This window comes from Phaeobacter sp. JH20_37 (assembly GCF_048056015.1).
Taxonomy (GTDB): domain Bacteria; phylum Pseudomonadota; class Alphaproteobacteria; order Rhodobacterales; family Rhodobacteraceae; genus Phaeobacter; species Phaeobacter bryozoorum.
On sequence record NZ_JAYMWW010000002.1, the window covers coordinates 32,604 to 48,882 of the forward strand.

General features: G+C 61.6%; 13 protein-coding genes and 1 pseudogene. 5 read left to right on the plus strand and 9 right to left on the minus strand.

All coding sequences use genetic code 11. The features are described 5' to 3' along the window. Positions 1 to 7: 7 nt before the first annotated feature. Entirely contained in the window at positions 8 to 1,606 is a 1,599-nt protein-coding gene (locus VWZ87_RS01215; protein ID WP_416536818.1) for a fatty acid--CoA ligase, read from the minus strand. 193 nt (positions 1,607 to 1,799) lie between these two features. On the opposite strand from VWZ87_RS01215, the gene VWZ87_RS01220 reads away from it, so the two are divergent. Genes VWZ87_RS01220 through VWZ87_RS01230 form a run of 3 tightly spaced genes read left to right on the plus strand, consistent with a single transcriptional unit; the run spans position 1,800 to position 5,403 of the window. Further along, the gene (locus VWZ87_RS01220) at positions 1,800 to 2,747 is read left to right on the plus strand and encodes an ABC transporter permease (protein WP_416536817.1); all 948 of its coding nucleotides are present in this window, start codon (positions 1,800 to 1,802) and stop codon (positions 2,745 to 2,747) included. Then, positions 2,744 to 3,619 (plus strand): ABC transporter permease, encoded by an 876-nt coding sequence (locus VWZ87_RS01225; protein ID WP_416536816.1) that lies wholly within the window; start codon positions 2,744 to 2,746, stop codon positions 3,617 to 3,619. The genes VWZ87_RS01220 and VWZ87_RS01225 overlap by 4 nt, the downstream gene beginning before the upstream one ends. After that, a complete protein-coding gene (locus VWZ87_RS01230; RefSeq protein WP_416536815.1) occupies positions 3,616 to 5,403 on the plus strand; it encodes an ABC transporter ATP-binding protein in 1,788 nt (595 codons plus the stop codon). The genes VWZ87_RS01225 and VWZ87_RS01230 overlap by 4 nt, the downstream gene beginning before the upstream one ends. 7 nt (positions 5,404 to 5,410) lie before the next feature. Here VWZ87_RS01230 and VWZ87_RS01235 read toward each other — a convergent pair whose 3' ends face one another. Next, positions 5,411 to 6,640, minus strand: coding sequence for a serine hydrolase domain-containing protein (locus tag VWZ87_RS01235; RefSeq protein WP_416536814.1), 1,230 nt, complete (start codon positions 6,638 to 6,640; stop codon positions 5,411 to 5,413). A 63-nt stretch (positions 6,641 to 6,703) separates the two neighbouring features. On the opposite strand from VWZ87_RS01235, the gene gcvA reads away from it, so the two are divergent. Further along, the gene (gene gcvA, locus VWZ87_RS01240; RefSeq protein ID WP_416601003.1) at positions 6,704 to 7,648 is read left to right on the plus strand and encodes a transcriptional regulator GcvA; all 945 of its coding nucleotides are present in this window, start codon (positions 6,704 to 6,706) and stop codon (positions 7,646 to 7,648) included. On the opposite strand, the gene VWZ87_RS01245 is transcribed toward gcvA, so the two are convergent. The 3 genes and pseudogenes from VWZ87_RS01245 to VWZ87_RS01255 all read right to left on the minus strand — a co-directional run. Then, positions 7,636 to 8,400: an SDR family NAD(P)-dependent oxidoreductase gene (locus VWZ87_RS01245; RefSeq protein WP_416536812.1), complete on the minus strand. Its 765-nt coding sequence runs from the start codon at positions 8,398 to 8,400 to the stop codon at positions 7,636 to 7,638. The genes gcvA and VWZ87_RS01245 overlap by 13 nt on opposite strands. A gap of 125 nt (positions 8,401 to 8,525) precedes the next feature. After that, positions 8,526 to 9,167, minus strand: a complete 642-nt coding sequence (locus VWZ87_RS01250) for an oligopeptide/dipeptide ABC transporter ATP-binding protein (RefSeq protein WP_416536811.1) — start codon at positions 9,165 to 9,167, stop codon at positions 8,526 to 8,528. Next, positions 9,074 to 10,090 (minus strand): annotated as a pseudogene (locus VWZ87_RS01255) (ISKra4 family transposase); the annotation flags it as partial. The gene VWZ87_RS01250 and the pseudogene VWZ87_RS01255, both read right to left, overlap by 94 nt. Positions 10,091 to 10,169: 79 nt before the next feature. On the opposite strand from VWZ87_RS01255, the gene VWZ87_RS01260 reads away from it, so the two are divergent. Then, a protein-coding gene (locus tag VWZ87_RS01260; RefSeq protein ID WP_416535688.1) for an IS3 family transposase occupies positions 10,170 to 11,323 on the plus strand; the annotation gives its coding sequence in 2 pieces (ribosomal slippage) (positions 10,170 to 10,422 and positions 10,422 to 11,323; 1,155 coding nt in all). Here the strand turns inward: VWZ87_RS01260 and VWZ87_RS01265 are convergent. From VWZ87_RS01265 to VWZ87_RS01280, 4 genes are all read right to left on the minus strand, one after another. Then, positions 11,320 to 11,667 (minus strand): transposase family protein, encoded by a 348-nt coding sequence (locus VWZ87_RS01265; protein WP_416547089.1) that lies wholly within the window; start codon positions 11,665 to 11,667, stop codon positions 11,320 to 11,322. The two genes, VWZ87_RS01260 and VWZ87_RS01265, sit on opposite strands and share 4 nt — an antisense overlap. A gap of 198 nt (positions 11,668 to 11,865) precedes the next feature. Continuing rightward, positions 11,866 to 13,020, minus strand: coding sequence for a serine hydrolase domain-containing protein (locus VWZ87_RS01270; RefSeq protein WP_416535700.1), 1,155 nt, complete (start codon positions 13,018 to 13,020; stop codon positions 11,866 to 11,868). A gap of 2 nt (positions 13,021 to 13,022) precedes the next feature. After that, the gene (locus VWZ87_RS01275) at positions 13,023 to 15,116 is read right to left on the minus strand and encodes an acetate--CoA ligase family protein (RefSeq protein WP_416535701.1); all 2,094 of its coding nucleotides are present in this window, start codon (positions 15,114 to 15,116) and stop codon (positions 13,023 to 13,025) included. Further along, a complete protein-coding gene (locus VWZ87_RS01280; protein WP_416535702.1) occupies positions 15,113 to 16,273 on the minus strand; it encodes an acyl-CoA dehydrogenase family protein in 1,161 nt (386 codons plus the stop codon). Before VWZ87_RS01280 ends, VWZ87_RS01275 begins: the two co-directional genes overlap by 4 nt. Between the last annotated feature and the right edge of the window lie 6 nt (positions 16,274 to 16,279).

Here is a 16,279-nt window from a genome sequence, read left to right on the forward strand (position 1 = left end):
TTCTTTCCTAGCAATAGCGGGTTCTCAGGGCTTTCTTGTCCAGTTTCCCAACCGAGGTCTTGGGCAGCGCCGCGACAATCTCGATCCGGTCCGGCACAGCCCATTTCGACAGCACGCCATCCGCGACTGCCGCAGCAAAAGCGGTGTGAAGCTGCGTCACGGTTTCATCCGCGGCATCGGTGCAAGCGATCACCAACAGCGGGCGTTCGCCCCATTTGGGGTCTGGAACGCCGATGGCGGCGGCTTCTGATACACCCGCGACCTTGCTGGCCAGGTTCTCCAGTTCCAGCGAGGAAACCCATTCCCCGCCGGTCTTGATCACGTCTTTGAGCCGGTCGGTGATCCGCAATGTGCCGCTTTGGTCGAACAGCCCCACATCGCCGGTGTGCAGCCAGCCCCCTTGCCAGAGTGCCCGTGTGCCTTCGTCATTCTTCAGATAGGATTGCGTCAGCCAAGGCGCACGCGCGACGATTTCGCCGGTCGACTTTCCATCTCGCGGCACGTCGTTCATGCCGGCATCCACCACCCGGATCTGAACCAGTGGCGCGGGCTTGCCTGTCGCGGTCCGAACTTCGATCGGTGCGTCGGGGTCACGGGTCGCCATCATGTCGGCCACGGTCAGAAACGGGCAGGTTTCCGACATCCCGTAAGCCGCGTGAACATCGACGCCTCTGGCAAGCGCCTGTCGCGCCAGCCCTTCGGGCAGGGCCGAGCCGCCGATGATGATTTTCCAGCGGCTCAGGTCCGTCGCTGCCGCTTCCGGCGCGTTCAACAGCATCGCCAAAATCGTCGGCACGCAATGCGAAAAGGTCACGTCGTGCTCGGCGATCAGGCCCAGCAATCGCGCGGGATCGTAGCGCCCTGGATAAACCTGTTTGAGGCCCATCAGGGTCGCCACATAGGGAATGCCCCAGCCATGAACGTGAAACAGCGGCGTGATCGGCATATAGACGTCGCCACGATTCAGACCGCCTCCGGGGATCGGGCCAAGCCCGGCGGCAACTGCCATCGTATGCAAGACGAGCTGACGCTGAGAGTAGCTGACCCCTTTCGGATCGCCCGTGGTTCCAGTTGTATAAAACAGCGTCGCACGGATGTTTTCATCGAAGTCCGGGAACTCGGTGACAGGTTCGGCGGCGATCAGCAGTGCCTCGTACTCGCCGTCGGACGGCAAGGGGCTTTCAACCGTCCCGTCATCGCTCAGGATAACCAGCCGCCACGGTCGCGCGATCCGGGGGGCGATTTCGGCCAGCAGAGGCAGGAAATCGACATGGCACAGGATCAGGTCGTCTTCGGCATGGTTGATCGTGTAAAGGATCTGCTCCGGCGACAGACGGATATTCACCGTGTGCAGCGTCGCCCCGATCATCGGCACGGCGAAGAAGCATTCAAGATAGCGGTGGCTGTCCCAGTCCAGTACCGCGACAACGCTGCCCTCTCTTGCGCCGAGGGCGTGCAAGGCCCCAGCGGCACGTCCGATACGCTCTCCGAAAGTGCGGTAGTCGTAGCGCATGGTGTCGGCATGAACGATCTTCTGGCTCGGGGCATGAGCCAGCGGCGCGGTCAGGATCTGTTTGATCAGCAAAGGATAGGCATAAGCGGTCATAGGCATCTCCGGTTGCAAGGGTTTTGCCGCCTTTCGGAACGTTCGGGCAAACAACAAAAAACCGGTCTTTGCCCGAACGTGAAGCCACGCATGCCATAGCCATAACCAAAACGCACCCATTAGGGTCACTATGGTTGTTTGTCCGAACCCGTGCTTGCGTCGAATATGCACCCAGCCTTGAGGGAGGAACGGGGTGTTTCGCATCATACTGACGCGCTTGGCGCAGGGACTGCTGACCCTGCTCCTGGCATCCATAATCATATTCGGAGCGACAGAGATCCTTCCGGGTGACGTGGCCGAGGCGATCCTTGGTCAAAGCCGCACGGAAGAGGCGCTTGCCAGCTTGCGCGAGGAAATGGGGCTGAACCGCCCGGCGATCGTGCGGTATTTCGATTGGCTCGGTGGCATGGTGCAGGGCGATCTCGGAACGTCACTCGCGACCAAGCGCCCCGTGGCCGACATGATCGAAAGCCGGATGTGGAACACGCTTCGGCTTGCGCTTCTGGCGGCGGCGATCTCGGTTCCACTGTCGCTTGCACTTGGCCTGTGGTCAGCGATGCGGGCGGGCGGAAAGGTGGACAAGACACTGGCCATGACCACGCTCGCACTGATCGCGGTACCGGAATTCTTCATCGGCCTCATCCTGATGAAAGTCTTTGCGGTCGAGTTGAAATGGTTGTCCGCTTCGGCCAACACGCGGCCCTACTTCGACTTCTGGCAAAATTTCCGCGCCCTGGCGCTGCCCGTCGCCACGCTCAGCTTTGCGGTTCTGGCACATATGATGCGGATGACCCGGTCATCGGTGATCAACATCTTCACCTCGCCCTATATGGAAATGGCCGCACTCAAGGGCTTGCCGAAACGCCGCCTGGTGATCCGCCATGCGCTTCCCAACGCGCTTTCGCCCATCCTCACCGTCATCGCGCTGAACCTCAGCTACATGGTCTCGGGCGTGATCATCGTGGAAACCGTCTTCGGGGTGCCAGGGCTGACGCGTTTGCTGGTCGATGGTGTGAGCCTGCGCGACATTCCCCTGATTCAGGCCTGCGCGATGATCTTTGGCGCGGTCTATATCCTGCTGAACCTGCTGGCCGACGTCCTGTCGATCATGGCCAATCCGCGCCTGAGGTATCCGAAATGAGCGACACTTCCGAAATCGTGGCGCCACGCGCGTCGGTCTTTGCCGGTCTGCGCCTGACCTGGACCGCTGTCATCGCGGGGTCGGTCCTGCTGTTCTGGTTTGCGCTCGCCCTGTTCGGTCCATGGGTCGCCCCGCATGGCGAGGCCGAGATAATCTCCGCCACGACCTTTGCGCCGATTGGCGAAGGCGGCCTGCTGGGGACGGACAAACTGGGGCGCGACGTGTTCTCGCGCCTGATTTACGGAGTGCGCACCACCCTGCTGCTCGCGCTGATCACCACCGTGATTTCCTTTGCCTTCGGCGTGACGCTCGGCTTTGCCGCCGCGATCCTGAAAGGCTGGTTCGACATCATCGTGAGCCGCATCGTCGAGGCGTTCATGGCCTTCCCATCGACGCTGCTCGCGCTTGTCGTGATCGGTGCTTTCGGCACCTCTATCACCGTGCTGGTGCTGACAGTCGGGCTGGTTCTGTCCACCAGTGTCTTTCGCGTGTCGCGCGCGCTTGGCTATGACATCGGCGTCATGGATTTCGTCGAGTCCGCGCGCGCCCGTGGCGAAGGCACATGGTGGATCCTGACACGTGAAATCCTGCCCAATTCCATGGCCCCTTTGATCGCGGAATTCGGCCTGCGCTTCACCTTTTCGATCCTGTTCCTCTCGGGCCTGTCCTTCCTTGGCCTTGGGGTGCAGGAACCCGCCGCCGACTGGGGTTTGATGGTGCAGGAAAACGTGGGCGGCCTGTTCCTCGGCTCCTCTGCCGCGCTGATCCCCGCCGCATGCATCGCGTCGCTGACTGTTTCCATGAACCTGCTTGTCGACTGGTTCCAGCAGCGCCAGCAGGGTGAAACCGTTCTGGAGAAGATCGACCAATGAGCGATATCCTGACCATCAAGAACCTGCGCGTCGAAGGTCGCCCACCCGGGGGTGCCTATGTGCCGATCGTCAAGGGCGTATCGCTCAACGTGGCCAAGGGCGAGGTGCTGGCGCTGATCGGCGAAAGCGGCTCGGGCAAGTCGACGATCTCGCTTGCCTCCATGGGCTTTGCCCGCCCCGGCTGCCGCATTTCAGCCGGCGAGGTCTGGCTCAATGGGCGGGACATCATGGCGCTGTCGCCGCAGGAACGACACGCCTTGCGCGGTGACGAGGTGTCCTATGTGGCTCAATCCGCCGCCGCCAGCTTCAACCCCGCGCTCAGGATCGGCCGGCAGGTGATCGAGGCCCCCTTGTGGCACGGCGCGGGCGATGCCGAAACCCTGACTGCGAACGCTATCGACCTCTATCGCAAGCTCGACCTTCCCGGCGCGGAGACGGTGGGCGACAAGTTCCCGCACCAGGTCTCGGGCGGGCAATTGCAACGGCTTATGGCAGCAATGGCCATGTCCTGCGGGCCTGACCTCTTGATCCTCGACGAGCCGACCACGGCGCTCGACGTGACCACCCAGATCGAGGTGCTAAAAGCCTTCAAGGACATCATCCGGGATCAGGGCACGGCGGCGATCTATGTCACCCATGACCTGGCCGTTGTCGCGCAGGTGGCTGACCGCATCCTTGTCCTGAAGAATGGCGAGATGGTCGAGGAAGGCACGACCGCCCAGATCCTGCATGATCCGCAGCACGAATACACAAAGACGCTGATGGCCGCCGTCCGCCCCGCGCCACACCTGGTGGAACATGTCGAAACCGCTGCCGCGCAGGAGCCGGTAATCTCGGCCCGCAATGTCACGGCCGGTTACGGCGCATTGACGATCCTTTCGGACGTTTCGGTGGATGTGCCCGCGGCCTCGGTCGTGGGGGTGATCGGCGAAAGCGGCTGTGGTAAGAGCACGCTCGCACGCGTCGTGGCGGGGCTTACCCCGTTGAAAGAAGGCGAGATCCATCTTGGCGGCAAGATCGCCGCGCCGGCGTTGAAGGACCGGTCGCGCGAGACGCTCAAGGATTGCCAGATCGTGTTCCAGATGGCCGATACCGCCCTGAACCCGCGCCAGCGGATCGGCGACATCCTGGGGCGCCCATTGGAGTTCTACCAAGGGATCAAGGGCCGCACACGGGCCGAAAAGGTTGGCGACCTGCTGGAATTGGTCGACTTGCCCCGCGAATTCGCGTCGCGTTATCCCGGAGAGCTTTCGGGCGGGCAGAAGCAACGTATCAATCTTGCCCGCGCACTGGCTGCCGATCCCAAGGTGATCTTGTGCGACGAGGTGACCTCGGCTCTGGATACCGTGGTTGCCGCCGGAGTGATCGAGCTTCTGAAATCGCTCAAGGACAAGCTGGGCGTCGCCTACATGTTCATCAGCCACGATCTGTCCACCGTGGCGTCCTTCGCTGACGAGGTTGTCGTTCTTTATGCCGGACGCGTGGTGGAGAAAGGCCCGTCAAAGGCCGTCTTCAGCCCGCCGTTCCACCCCTATACCAAACTCCTGCTGTCCTCGGTTCCCGAGATGCGGCAGGATTGGCTTGAAGGTGTGGCCGATACGAGCGAGGCCAAGGCGGCCAGCGCCGGTAGCGTGATTATCGGTGCCAAGGGCTGCCCCTTCGCCAACCGCTGCACCCGTGTCATCGCGGGAACCTGCGACAGGCAGACACCTCCCCTGCGCAACCTGCCCGGAGGGTTGACCGTCGCTTGCCACTTGGCCGAGGCAGACCTGCCTTTGTCCTGATCGCGCCTCAATCCACCAAGGCCTGATAGCTTAGAACCCTTAACTGTCGCCGCAAGGAATAGGCGCTGGAGGGGACAAGCTGGGTCATCAGGATCACGGTCATCTCCTCGACCGGGTCCACCCAGAAGGCGGTCGAGGCCATGCCGCCCCAGGCGAATTCACCGGGCGATCCGAGGATCTTCGCCTTTGCCGGGTCCAGCATGACCGACACACCAAGGCCGAACCCGATGCCTTCGAAGGTGGTTTCGCTGAAATGCGCCTGCCCCCGGCTGGCCAGATCGCCGCCCATGTGGTTGGACACCATCAGATCGAACGTCTTGCGACCCAAAAGCCTGCCGCCGTCATGCACGCCGCGCCGCAAGAGCATGGTCGCAAACCGTTGATAGTCATCCATCGTGGAGACCAGCCCGCCGCCACCGCTTTCCAGCGTGACAGGTGCTGCGCAACGATCCTGATTTGTTGAGGCGACAAAGCCGCCCTCCTTGTGATCGTAGAGCGTTGCCAGACGCTTGGCCTTGTCCGATGACACAGAAAACCCTGTATCCACCATGCCCAGCGGATCGAATATCCGTGATTTCAGAAACGCGCCAAGGGACTGGCCGCTGATGACCTCGATCAGTCGACCAAGGACATCGGTCGACAACCCATAGAACCAGCGGTCTCCGGGGTGAAAGGCCAATGGAAAACCCGCGAGCGCATCAACAGCCTCGGCCATGCTCTCAAATCGGCGATCGAAATCGAGCCCGGCTGCCGACAGGGCCTGCTCCAGTGCGTTACCCTGCGGGTCTCCGTAAACGATGCCAGCCTGATGGGTCAGCAGGTCATGGATGGTAATCTGGCGTCGCGCCGGCTCGGTCGCGTCCAGCGCATGGCCCGGCCCCTTCCAGACACGGATGCCAGCGAACTTTGGCAGGAAGTCAGCAATCGGTTGATCCAATTGAAACGCCCCCTCCTCATAAAGCATGAGCAGGGCAAGCGAGGTCACCGGCTTGGACATGGAATAAATCCGCCAAATCGTATCCGGCGCGACCGGCTGGCCGTTTGCGGTGCCGGAATACCCCGTGCGTTCGGAAAACGCGATCTCGCCACGTCTTGCGATCTGGACGGCCAGACCGCTCAGCCGCCCCTCGCGGACATGTGCCTCCATCCATCTCGAGATACGCCGCAGGCGCTGCGGGTCAAAACCCAGTTCGCTTTCGATGGGCAAGGCGGCACCTCCGGTCGTTTCCGGCATCATCTTGCGTCCATTCTTTCCTGGCTTTCAAGCAACGCATAATCCCCCTATAACCAAATAAATATTATGCATGAGTTGGCCATGAGCACCCGACGACTACCACATCTGACCTGGCTGCGCGCTTTCGAAGCGTCGGCGCGGCATCTGAGTTTCACCAATGCCGCCCAGGAACTGAACCTGACGCAGGCCGCGATCAGCAAGCAGGTCAAGCTGCTGGAACACTACCTGCGCGAACCCCTGTTCGAGCGCAAACCGCGAAGCCTCGTGCTCACCAAGGTCGGCGCGGCCTATTTGCCCAAAGTCCGGGACGGTTTTGAACGTCTGGCCGCAGGCACGGAGGAGGTCTTTGGCCTCAGGCGCTCCGAGGTGCTGACCGTGCGCGCGCCGGTCGGCTATTCAGTCAACTGGATCGCGCCCAGGCTTCAGGGTTTCTTTGATCGCCACCCTGATACCGAAGTCCGTCTGGTCTCCAGCGTCTGGGGCGACCAGTTCGACAACGAGCGATTTGACCTGGACATCCAGTACGGTACCGGAAGATGGCCCGGTTACAAGGCCGACCGACTGACCTGGGAAGTGATCAAGCCGGTTTGCGCCCCATCCCTTCTGGAAGGCGAAAAGGCCATTCGAACACCAGGCGACCTTGTCCATCATCGCCTGCTGCATGTGCTGGGATATGAAGAAGGCTGGGCAACATGGCTGCGCCACGCCACGGCCACTGGTGTGAACGCTGGACAGGGGCTTCAGTTCGATACATCGCTGCTGGCGTTTGAATTCGCGTCGCGCGGCGGCGGCGTGGCCTTGGCGCGATCTTCGATGCTTGGCATAGAAATCGAGCGCGGTCGTCTGCTCAGCCCATTCGAGATCGAAGCGCCGTTGCACGAGGCATTCTATCTGATTTCGCCCGAAACGGGCCGCGATCATCCAGATGCAGAAAAGTTCAGAGCCTGGCTCATCGAAGCCGCCGAGAACGACGCCGAGAACCAACGAATCCGGGAGGCTTATCGCGCCTGAAGCCGGACGCCTGCGTCCAGACGTATGATCTCGCCATTCAGCATCGGATTGCGCACGATGTCGACGGCGAGGCGACCAAATTCCGAGGGGTCCCCAAACCGGTTCGGAAACATGCGGCCATCCAGCATCCCGTCGATGACCTCCTGCGGAATGTGATCGGCAATTGGTGTCTTGAACAGACCTGGGGCGATCGTCATGACCCGAACCCCCCGCGGCATGAACTCCCTTGCGGCTTGCAGGGTAAGGCTGGCGATTGCCCCCTTGGAAGCCACATAGGCCCCCTGCCCGATTTGCCCTTCAACGGCGGTGATCGACCCCGTATTGATGATGATCCCGCGCTCACCATCGTCGTTCAACGTCTCCAGCGCCATCATCCGGGCGGCACATTTCGTCATGACGCTGACGGTTCCCATCAGATTGATGTCGATGACACGAGCGAAAGCCGCCATGTCCACCGGTCCGTCGCGGCCGACAAGCCGCATGCCACCGGGAATGCCGGCACAGTTTACATTGATGCGGATCGGCCCGTTTTTCCGTTCGGCTTTCGCTAACGCTTCGACCACAGCGTCCGGGTCGGTAACGTCACACGCGATACCCACGCCGCCGATCTCATTGGCCGCCAGCGACACCTTCTCTTCGTCCCGATCCAGAAGGGCGACCTTGGCGCCGGCCATTTTCAAAGCTTTGGACGCAGCCAGCCCCAACCCCGAAGCCGCACCAGTCACCAGCGCGGAAAGACCGTCAACCTGCATCGCACATCACTCCTGTTTGTCGTGATGTGATAGCCCGACGTCTCGAGATATTCACCCGATGAGAATTCACCCTTTGGCCAACCAGAACCACTGGGACGTGATCGAACATAGGCTAACCGGGCAGATCAGGCTCCCGAAAGGTCCTCGCGGTGGCACCAGATTGAATGACCATCGGAAAACGTCCTGCGCGGCGGGGAAACTTGCTCGCAGACAGGACCAAGACGTTTCGGACACCGCCGTTGGAAGGGGCATCCCTGCGCCGGCGGGCTGAGTTCGACCACGTCGCCAGCCGAAAGGGTGGGGGCAAAGTCCGGATCGGGCTCCAGCACAGCGCCCAACAGGACCTCGGTGTAGGGATGCGAGATGAACCCATAGACATCACTGGTCGCGCCGAGTTCGCACAGGCGCCCCTGATAAAGGACAGCGACCCTGTCGGACAAAGCCTTGACCACCGCGAGGTCGTGGCTAACGAAGATGTAGCTGGTACCCTTGTCACGCCTCAGATCGTCAAGCAGTTCCAGAACTGCAGCCTGCACTGATACGTCGAGCGCTGATGTGATCTCGTCGCAAAGAACCAGTTCGGGCTGTGCGGCGAACGCGCGCGCCACGGCAACTCGCTGTTTCTCACCGCCTGACAGCTGGCTTGGCAACGGGAGTGGGCAAAAGCTGGGGGTTAAGCGGCCATCTCTTGGTGTGAAACGGACAATCGACCATCGAGAACGGCTGCTCTGGTAACTGCGACATTGTGCGCGCCACTCGGTGACCATCGCATCCTGCGGCTCTTGCCCATCCGTGCGTTGCCGATGTCGTCGACACAGCCCTCCGCCCGAGACGATGAAATCGAAAACCCGTTGCGGTGTCGCCAGCCGTAGTTGGTGAGAGCATCCCAATTGTTTGCCAAGTACGTGTAGAGTTCTCGACAACGTGCTTGGACTCTCGCGGCCGCCGCCCTGATTGCAGCGTCTTCCGTTGTGACCCTGCCGGAATCAATCATTAATAGCTTGAGGCGCGTACCAGCGGTCATGATTTTCCCATGCCACAAGCACCATCGAAGTGTTTCCGCTGGGCGTTTGAATAGTTCAGGAAATCCCGGAAAACTCTCCGTCTGCAAAAGCCCTTTGACGGCATTTTCAATATGCTGAACGCGCATCGAAATATGCCACCAGTCCAGGATATGGCGCACACGCCCATCAACGGCAGCACGGACCAGATTTGGCAGCGCGGGTTCTCCATCGGAGATGACGGTGACCGGCCGCTGACCGTCCCAGCCGAGCGCGAGCAAGTGTTGTCTGAGCTGTCCACTCGGTGACGGCCCCGCTTGCGCGACAAGGCCAAAGCGACGGCACATATTGGGACTTTCGACCTTACCCACCACCACATCAAGGTGCCGCTTCTGGTATTCTGGCCGACAACGGATATGGTCACCGTCTAGAAACACGGTCAGCGGAGGCGATTGCGCATCTTCATCCACACTGATTTGCGCGGGTTCACGGTCAATAAAGTTCTGTGCGACTCGGCCCAGGCGGTTGCGCACCGTTGTGTTAATCTGCTTCGCGCAGGGAAGAAAGGTCTCCATGATCCGTGCCGTTTCACGAAATGAATGACGCGACCCAAGCTCGGTCTGAAGGCGGCATAGCTCTGGTGTCGCACGATCTGGGAATATCTTGGCTACGGGCGACTGCTCGCCACTGAGCTACCCCCCGAAATTCGGACACTGACGTAAGCTGGAATTTGTTGTCTGCTGATCTTCAACACGAAGGAGATCAGGAATGTCGAAACGGAAGCAACATCACCCCGAGTTTAAGGCCAAGGTTGCGTTAGAGGCGCTGAAGGGCGAGGAGACGGTCAGCGAATTGGCCAGTCGGTTTGGTGTGCATCCCACCATGATCCACCAATGGAAGCGTGCGCTGCTTGAAGGTGCGTCTGGCGTATTTGAGCGCGGAGGTCGAAAAGCACCGGAGGTCGACGAAGAGCAGGTCAAAGACCTCCATGCCAAAATCGGGGAGCTGGCCGTCGCCAACGATTTTTTGGCCAGAAAGCTCAAACCCTGGACCGGCAAGTGAGGCGCAAGATGATTGAGCCAAACCTGCCAGGTCTTTCGGTTGGCAAGCAATGCGCGTTGCTGTCGATCTCACGGTCGTCGTTTTACTACGAGCCGAAAGGCGAGAGCCAAATGAACCTTGATCTGATGCGCCTGATCGATAAGCAGTTCCTGGAAACGCCGTTCTATGGTGTGCGCCAGATGACATGGCGCCTGCGCAATGACGACCACCTCGTCAATGAGAAGCGGATCAGACGCCTGATGCGGCTGATGGGCCTCATGCCGATCTACCAAAAGCCAAACACGAGCAAAGCTGCGAAGGGGCATAAGATCTACCCCTACCTGTTGCGCGGGCTGCGTGTGGATCGGCCCAATCAGGTTTGGTGCGCTGACATCACATATTTACCGATGCGACGCGGCTTCCTGTATCTGGTTGCCATCATGGACTGGCACACGCGCAAGGTGCTGGCGTGGCGTATCTCGAACACATTGGAAGCCGAGTTTTGCGTTGATGCCTTGAATGAGGCCATCCACAAGTTCGGCCCACCAGAGATTATGAACACCGACCAGGGCAGCCAGTTCACGTCCTTTGTCTGGACCGACCGACTGCGTCGATCCAGTGTGCGTATCTCGATGGATGGCAAGGGCCGGTTCCTCGACAACATCTTTGTCGAGCGGCTGTGGCGGTCGCTAAAGTATGAATGCGTCTACCTGCATGCATGGGAAACCGGATCAGATGCTAAGGCAGGCGTCAGGAAGTGGATCGAATTCTACAATCACAAACGCCCACATTCCGCCCTTGGCGGCAAACCACCCGCTGTGATCTACTGGCAGCGAAATGAAATAACCAACCCCGATCAGCAGGTGCAAAGAGTAGCTTAATTTACGCCAGAACCTGTCCAATAAATGGGGAGTAGCTCAGTGCGGCGCGCAAAAGGACGCGCAATCGAGGCGATCTGGTCCGAGAAAGTCCGGCGCGGGCAAGCGGGCGCCAAGCATCGCCAACGACAAACCGCGAGATCAACCGTTACCTCGTCTCCATGCGCGGGATAATCCTGCAGCCGTCGACGCCGCCAGCCGTGACGTCGTGGTGAATGCAATCCACAGTCTGGGCAGATGCCGTTTGGTGTCAGACTGCCCGATACAATCCACCCGCCGGATTCACTTCGCTCAACGCTTTGAACCGAAACATCGCTCCCGGGCGACCAGTGGTGCTTCGAAATCATGACTATCCCTCCTGAATTTTCCAGTCTCAGGATAGTGGTGCCACACAAATTGAGGATGACCCTAAATAAGGGCTACGCGACACTACCTCAAACTGGAGGATGAAACCGGTCGCAGGTCAAAGCTTGGCGTACACATAGCCGGTGGCCAAAATTGGCTCGGCTGCGTGGGCCTCAAGCGGATTGTCGAACCGTCTTGGTTCAAGCTAAATTTTTCTGACAATGCGCATAGGTCAAAAACTCGCAAACACGTCTCAAGCAAAACGCTGCCTGCGACATGTACTCGTCATCATAGCCCGCATCGTTTTCCAGGACGCTGAGCAGCGCGCACGAGGTTCCGGTGTCTGTATCGACAAGCAGGAACTGCCCGCCATAACCGGCATGACCCAACAGGCGTCCGTTTGTCATCAAATGGCCGGAGTAACGCAGCCAGTCGCGTGGCGGTTTCAGGCTTGGCGCTGCACGCGCCAAGCAATACCGCAGGTAACCGGCGTTCGGATACGGCCCGTCGCCCGATTTCCCCGCAAACAGCAGACCGAACCGCGCAAGATCGCGCGCGCTCAGGCAGCCGCCACCGGAAAATGCGGGCAGCTGTTCGGGGCTGAGGCTGATGTGAAACGCGCCCTCATAGCCCGCCGCGTCGGCGATTTCCTCGACCAGCCTGGCCAGCGGCACCGGCGACACCGCCGCCGCGATCAGGGTCAGAACATCGGTATTGGCCGATTTGTATTCGGCAAAGGCGGGTGGCGGGCCGGGCCTGAACCCGGTGATCCCAGCGGCGAACTGGGCCAGGCTCGGCTCGGGCGCGCCCTCGGGTGGCAGCCGCCAGCCAAGCGCGATTTCCTCGGTATAACAATCCGATAGAGGGTCTGAATAGTCCTCGGAAAAGTCATTGCGCACCGCCATGTCCAGCAAGGCCCCCACCGGGGCGTCTGCATAGCCAGTGCCGATGTCCGGCAGGTAGTCCGAGACCGGGGCATCGAGCGATACCAGTTCCTGCTCCAGCAAGTGGCCAAAGATCAGGTGGATATGCAGCTTGGTCACCGATTGGATCGAATGCGGCGCGGTGGGGCTGAAATCGCCCGCCGCGGCCTCGAAGATCAGAGTGCCGCCGCGCAGGCAGCAAAAGGCGGAAAAAGCGGGATGCGCCAGCAGCGCCCGCAGTTCCGGCAGGGCCGCCGGCAGGTCGATCGGGGACGGCGCCAACGGCAGCACGTTGCGCGACCGCACCATCAGCGCGCGCCGGAACAGGCGGTGTGCGTTATGGAACCCGTGGCGGCGATGGGCGGGGCGGTTCCAGCGTTGCTTGTTGCTGTCATCGACGGCCAGATCGGGGTTTGGAACGCGCGCGTGCATGGCTAGTCCCTGGCCACGCGATGCAAAAGCACGTCGATGGCCACCACCCGGTCAGGATAGATGAAAAGCGGGTTGATCTCGACCTCGGCGATCTCGGCGCAGTCTTGCAGATAGGCATCCGACAGGGCGTGAATGGCGCCAGCGACCTCTGTCAGATCGGTGGACGGACGCCCCCGATAACCGCATAGTAGCGGTGCCAGGCGCAACCCCGCAAGCCCGCGCTGCACCTCCTCGACGCTGCAAGGCAGAAGCAGCGTCACCGCATCGCCCAGAAGCTCGACCAGAACGCCGCCGCTGCCAAGCACCAGCGCATGCCCGAACTGCGGGTCGCGCCGCAGGGTCAGGATCAGCTCGGCCAGCGGGGGCGGCGACATCGCCTCGACCAGGAAACGGTCGGTGACCGCATCCGGGTCATAGGCAGCGACCGCGCCGGGCATTTGCGCAAGCGCCGCTTGCAACTCGGCCGGGTTGGCAAGGTTCAGCGCGACGGCCCCGGCCTCGGTCTTGTGGGCCAGGCGCGGGCTCATCATCTTGAGCGCGACCGGAAAACCGATTTCCGCTGCCGCGCCCGCCACCTCGCGGGCGGTAACGGCACGGCCCTCGGGCACCGCACCCCCTGACCCGCGCAGCCAGTCCTTGCCGATATCTTCGGTCTGCCCAACCAAGTTGGCTGGGGCCTGCGGTGGCAGCAGTGGCGCGGGCCTTGCGGACAGGATGCGCGCTCGCGCCGCGCTCCAGCCTGCCGCGTCACGGATGGCGTTCAGAGCCTCGTGAATGCCCTGCATCGGGGCGACGCCCTGCTCGATCAGCATCCGGCGGGTCCCTGCATCCATGTTCTCGGGAATGGTGGCCAGGATCGCGGCGGGAATCTGTTGTTCGCTGGCGGCGCGGGCAAAGGCTCCGGCGTCGTTCAGATAGAACACCTTTGAATCGTCCAGCCCAGCGGCGGGGTAATCTTGTACCAGAACCGTGAAATCGGGCGCTAACGCTTCCAGTGTTCGGGAAAACACCGGATAGGTGTGTTCAGACTGGCCCCAGATCGGCGTGGTGTAGTCCAGCGGATTGGACACTGTGGCAATCTCGGGCAGCAGGGTCTCCAGCCCGGCGCGATCCGCGCCCTCAATGGCCGGAAAGCTGAGCCCGATCTTTTCGGCGTGATCGGCCAGCATCGTGGCCCCACCGCCCGAACAGGTGAACCCCGCAACCCGCGCACCGCGCGGCGCGCCGGTCACGCACAAGAGCTTGAGCGTTTCAAGAAACTGCGACGGGTTGCTGACCGAGATCACGCCGCAGCGGGCAAAGAGCGCCTCGTAAAGCTCGTTCGCTCCGGACAGCGAGCCGGTATGGCTGATCGTCAGCGCGGCACCGATCCGGGAACTGCCGGATTTCAGCGCCACGACCGGCACACCGCTATCCAGCGCTCGCAGTGCTGCGCGCTCGAACCGGGCGACATCCTGCAAACCCTCGATATGCAGGCCGATGGCGCGCACCGCCGGGTCACTCGCAAAAGCGTCCAGAAAATCCTCTTGCCCCAGAACCGCCTGATTGCCCGCCGACACCATATAGGCCATCGGCAGCGAGCGCTGGCTCATGGTGATATCGGACGAGAACATGCCCGATTGGGTGATGATGGCCGCACCATATCCCGGCGACCAGCCGCCATGTTCAAACGACCACAGCGCCGAACTGCCCACATAGTTGATCAACCCATAGCAATTGGGCCCGATCAGCGCCATGTCGCCCGCCGCGGCGATCAGCGCCCGTTCGGCGGCCGCATCGCCGGTTTCCTTGAACCCGGCGGAGAAGCAGACCACACCGCCCACACCCATCGCCGATAACTGCCCCAGCGCGCCTGTAACAGCGGCGGCGGGAATGGCCAGATAGACCGCATCGGGGGCCTCGGGCAGATCGGCGATGGTGGGAACGCAAGCCACGCCTTCCAGCGTGTCACGTTTGGGGTTTACCGCCCACATCTGCCCAGCAAAGCCGCGCCTGCGCGCCTCGCGAATGGCAATTGCCGCATCACGCCCACCGATGAAGGCAATATGGCGCGGTGTCAGAAGGCGCCGGAAATTCTCACGCTGCGCCGGTCTCATGCACCAAGTGGCCTCAGCATCGAACGGGTGATGATATGGCGCTGGATCTCGCTGGTGCCGTCCCAGATCCGTTCCAGCCGGCTGTCGCGCCAGAGCCGCTGGACCGGCAATTCTTCCATCAGACCCATGCCGCCGAAGATCTGCACCGCGTCATCAGCGATCCGGCCCAGCATTTCCGAGCAGAAGACCTTGACCATCGCCGCGTCCTGATCGGCCATCCGGCCCGATTGGTGGCGGGCAACCGCATCGGTCACCATCAGGTTGGCCGCGCGCAGGTTCATCGCCCCGTCCGCCAGCCGGAACCCGGTCGCCTGGAACGAACCGATCGGCTGGCCGAACTGGCGGCGATTGGCGGCCCATTCGGTCGCCATGTCCAGAATGCGCTCGGCCTTGCCGCAGCAGGACGCCCCGACCCAGATGCGCCCCATGCCCAGCCATTGCCCGGCGATCTCGAACCCCCTGCCCTCTTCGCCCAGGATCTGGCCGGGGCCGAGGCGGACATTGTCGAAATGCAGCTCGAATGTCTTGTAGCCGCGATAGCTGACCGATCTTGTGCCCTCGCGACAGACGAAACCCGGGGTGCCCACATCGACCAGAAAGGCGGTGACGCGCTTGCGTGGCCCGCGCGGGGTGTCATCGGCACCGGTGGCGGCAAAGACGATGGCGAAATCGGGCATGCTGGGGCCCGAGATGAAATGCTTGGAGCCGTTCAGGATCCAGTCGCCGCCAACACGGCGGGCGTTCGATTTCATGCCCATCGCATCCGACCCGGCGTCGGGCTCGGTCAGGGCGAACAATTCGCGTTTCTCGCCGCGCACGCAGGGCAGCAGGTATTTCTCGCGCTGGTCGCCATCGCAGGCCAACAGGATCTCGGTCGGGCGGGCGGCCCAGCTGTGCAGGGCATGGGAGGTCCGGCCGTATTCTTGCTCGATGATGCGCTGTGTCGACAGTTCAAGACCGCCGCCGCCAACCTCTTCAGGCAGGTTGCAGGCAAAAAGGCCAAGTTCTTGCGAACGCGCCTCGATCCGCCGGCCGATCTCTTCGGGCACATAGCCCAGGCGGTCGACCTCGTCCTCGTGCGGCATCATCTCGGTTTCCACGAACTTGCGGACCGTGGCGGTCAGCAATTCGTGTTCGTGGCTGGTTTCCATGTTCATTTCGGA

Coding starts and splice junctions, on each gene's coding strand:
- VWZ87_RS01225 (WP_416536816.1), top strand. CDS start 2,744: ATGAGCGACACTTCCGAAATCGTGGCGCCACGCGCGTCGGTCTTTGCC.
- VWZ87_RS01235 (WP_416536814.1), bottom strand. CDS start 6,640: ATGATGCCGGAAACGACCGGAGGTGCCGCCTTGCCCATCGAAAGCGAA.
- gcvA (WP_416601003.1), top strand. CDS start 6,704: ATGCATGAGTTGGCCATGAGCACCCGACGACTACCACATCTGACCTGG.
- VWZ87_RS01245 (WP_416536812.1), bottom strand. CDS start 8,400: ATGCAGGTTGACGGTCTTTCCGCGCTGGTGACTGGTGCGGCTTCGGGG.
- VWZ87_RS01270 (WP_416535700.1), bottom strand. CDS start 13,020: ATGCACGCGCGCGTTCCAAACCCCGATCTGGCCGTCGATGACAGCAAC.
- VWZ87_RS01250 (WP_416536811.1), bottom strand. CDS start 9,167: ATGGTCACCGAGTGGCGCGCACAATGTCGCAGTTACCAGAGCAGCCGT.
- VWZ87_RS01275 (WP_416535701.1), bottom strand. CDS start 15,116: ATGAGACCGGCGCAGCGTGAGAATTTCCGGCGCCTTCTGACACCGCGC.
- VWZ87_RS01265 (WP_416547089.1), bottom strand. CDS start 11,667: ATGATTTCGAAGCACCACTGGTCGCCCGGGAGCGATGTTTCGGTTCAA.
- VWZ87_RS01215 (WP_416536818.1), bottom strand. CDS start 1,606: ATGACCGCTTATGCCTATCCTTTGCTGATCAAACAGATCCTGACCGCG.
- VWZ87_RS01280 (WP_416535702.1), bottom strand. CDS start 16,273: ATGAACATGGAAACCAGCCACGAACACGAATTGCTGACCGCCACGGTC.
- VWZ87_RS01230 (WP_416536815.1), top strand. CDS start 3,616: ATGAGCGATATCCTGACCATCAAGAACCTGCGCGTCGAAGGTCGCCCA.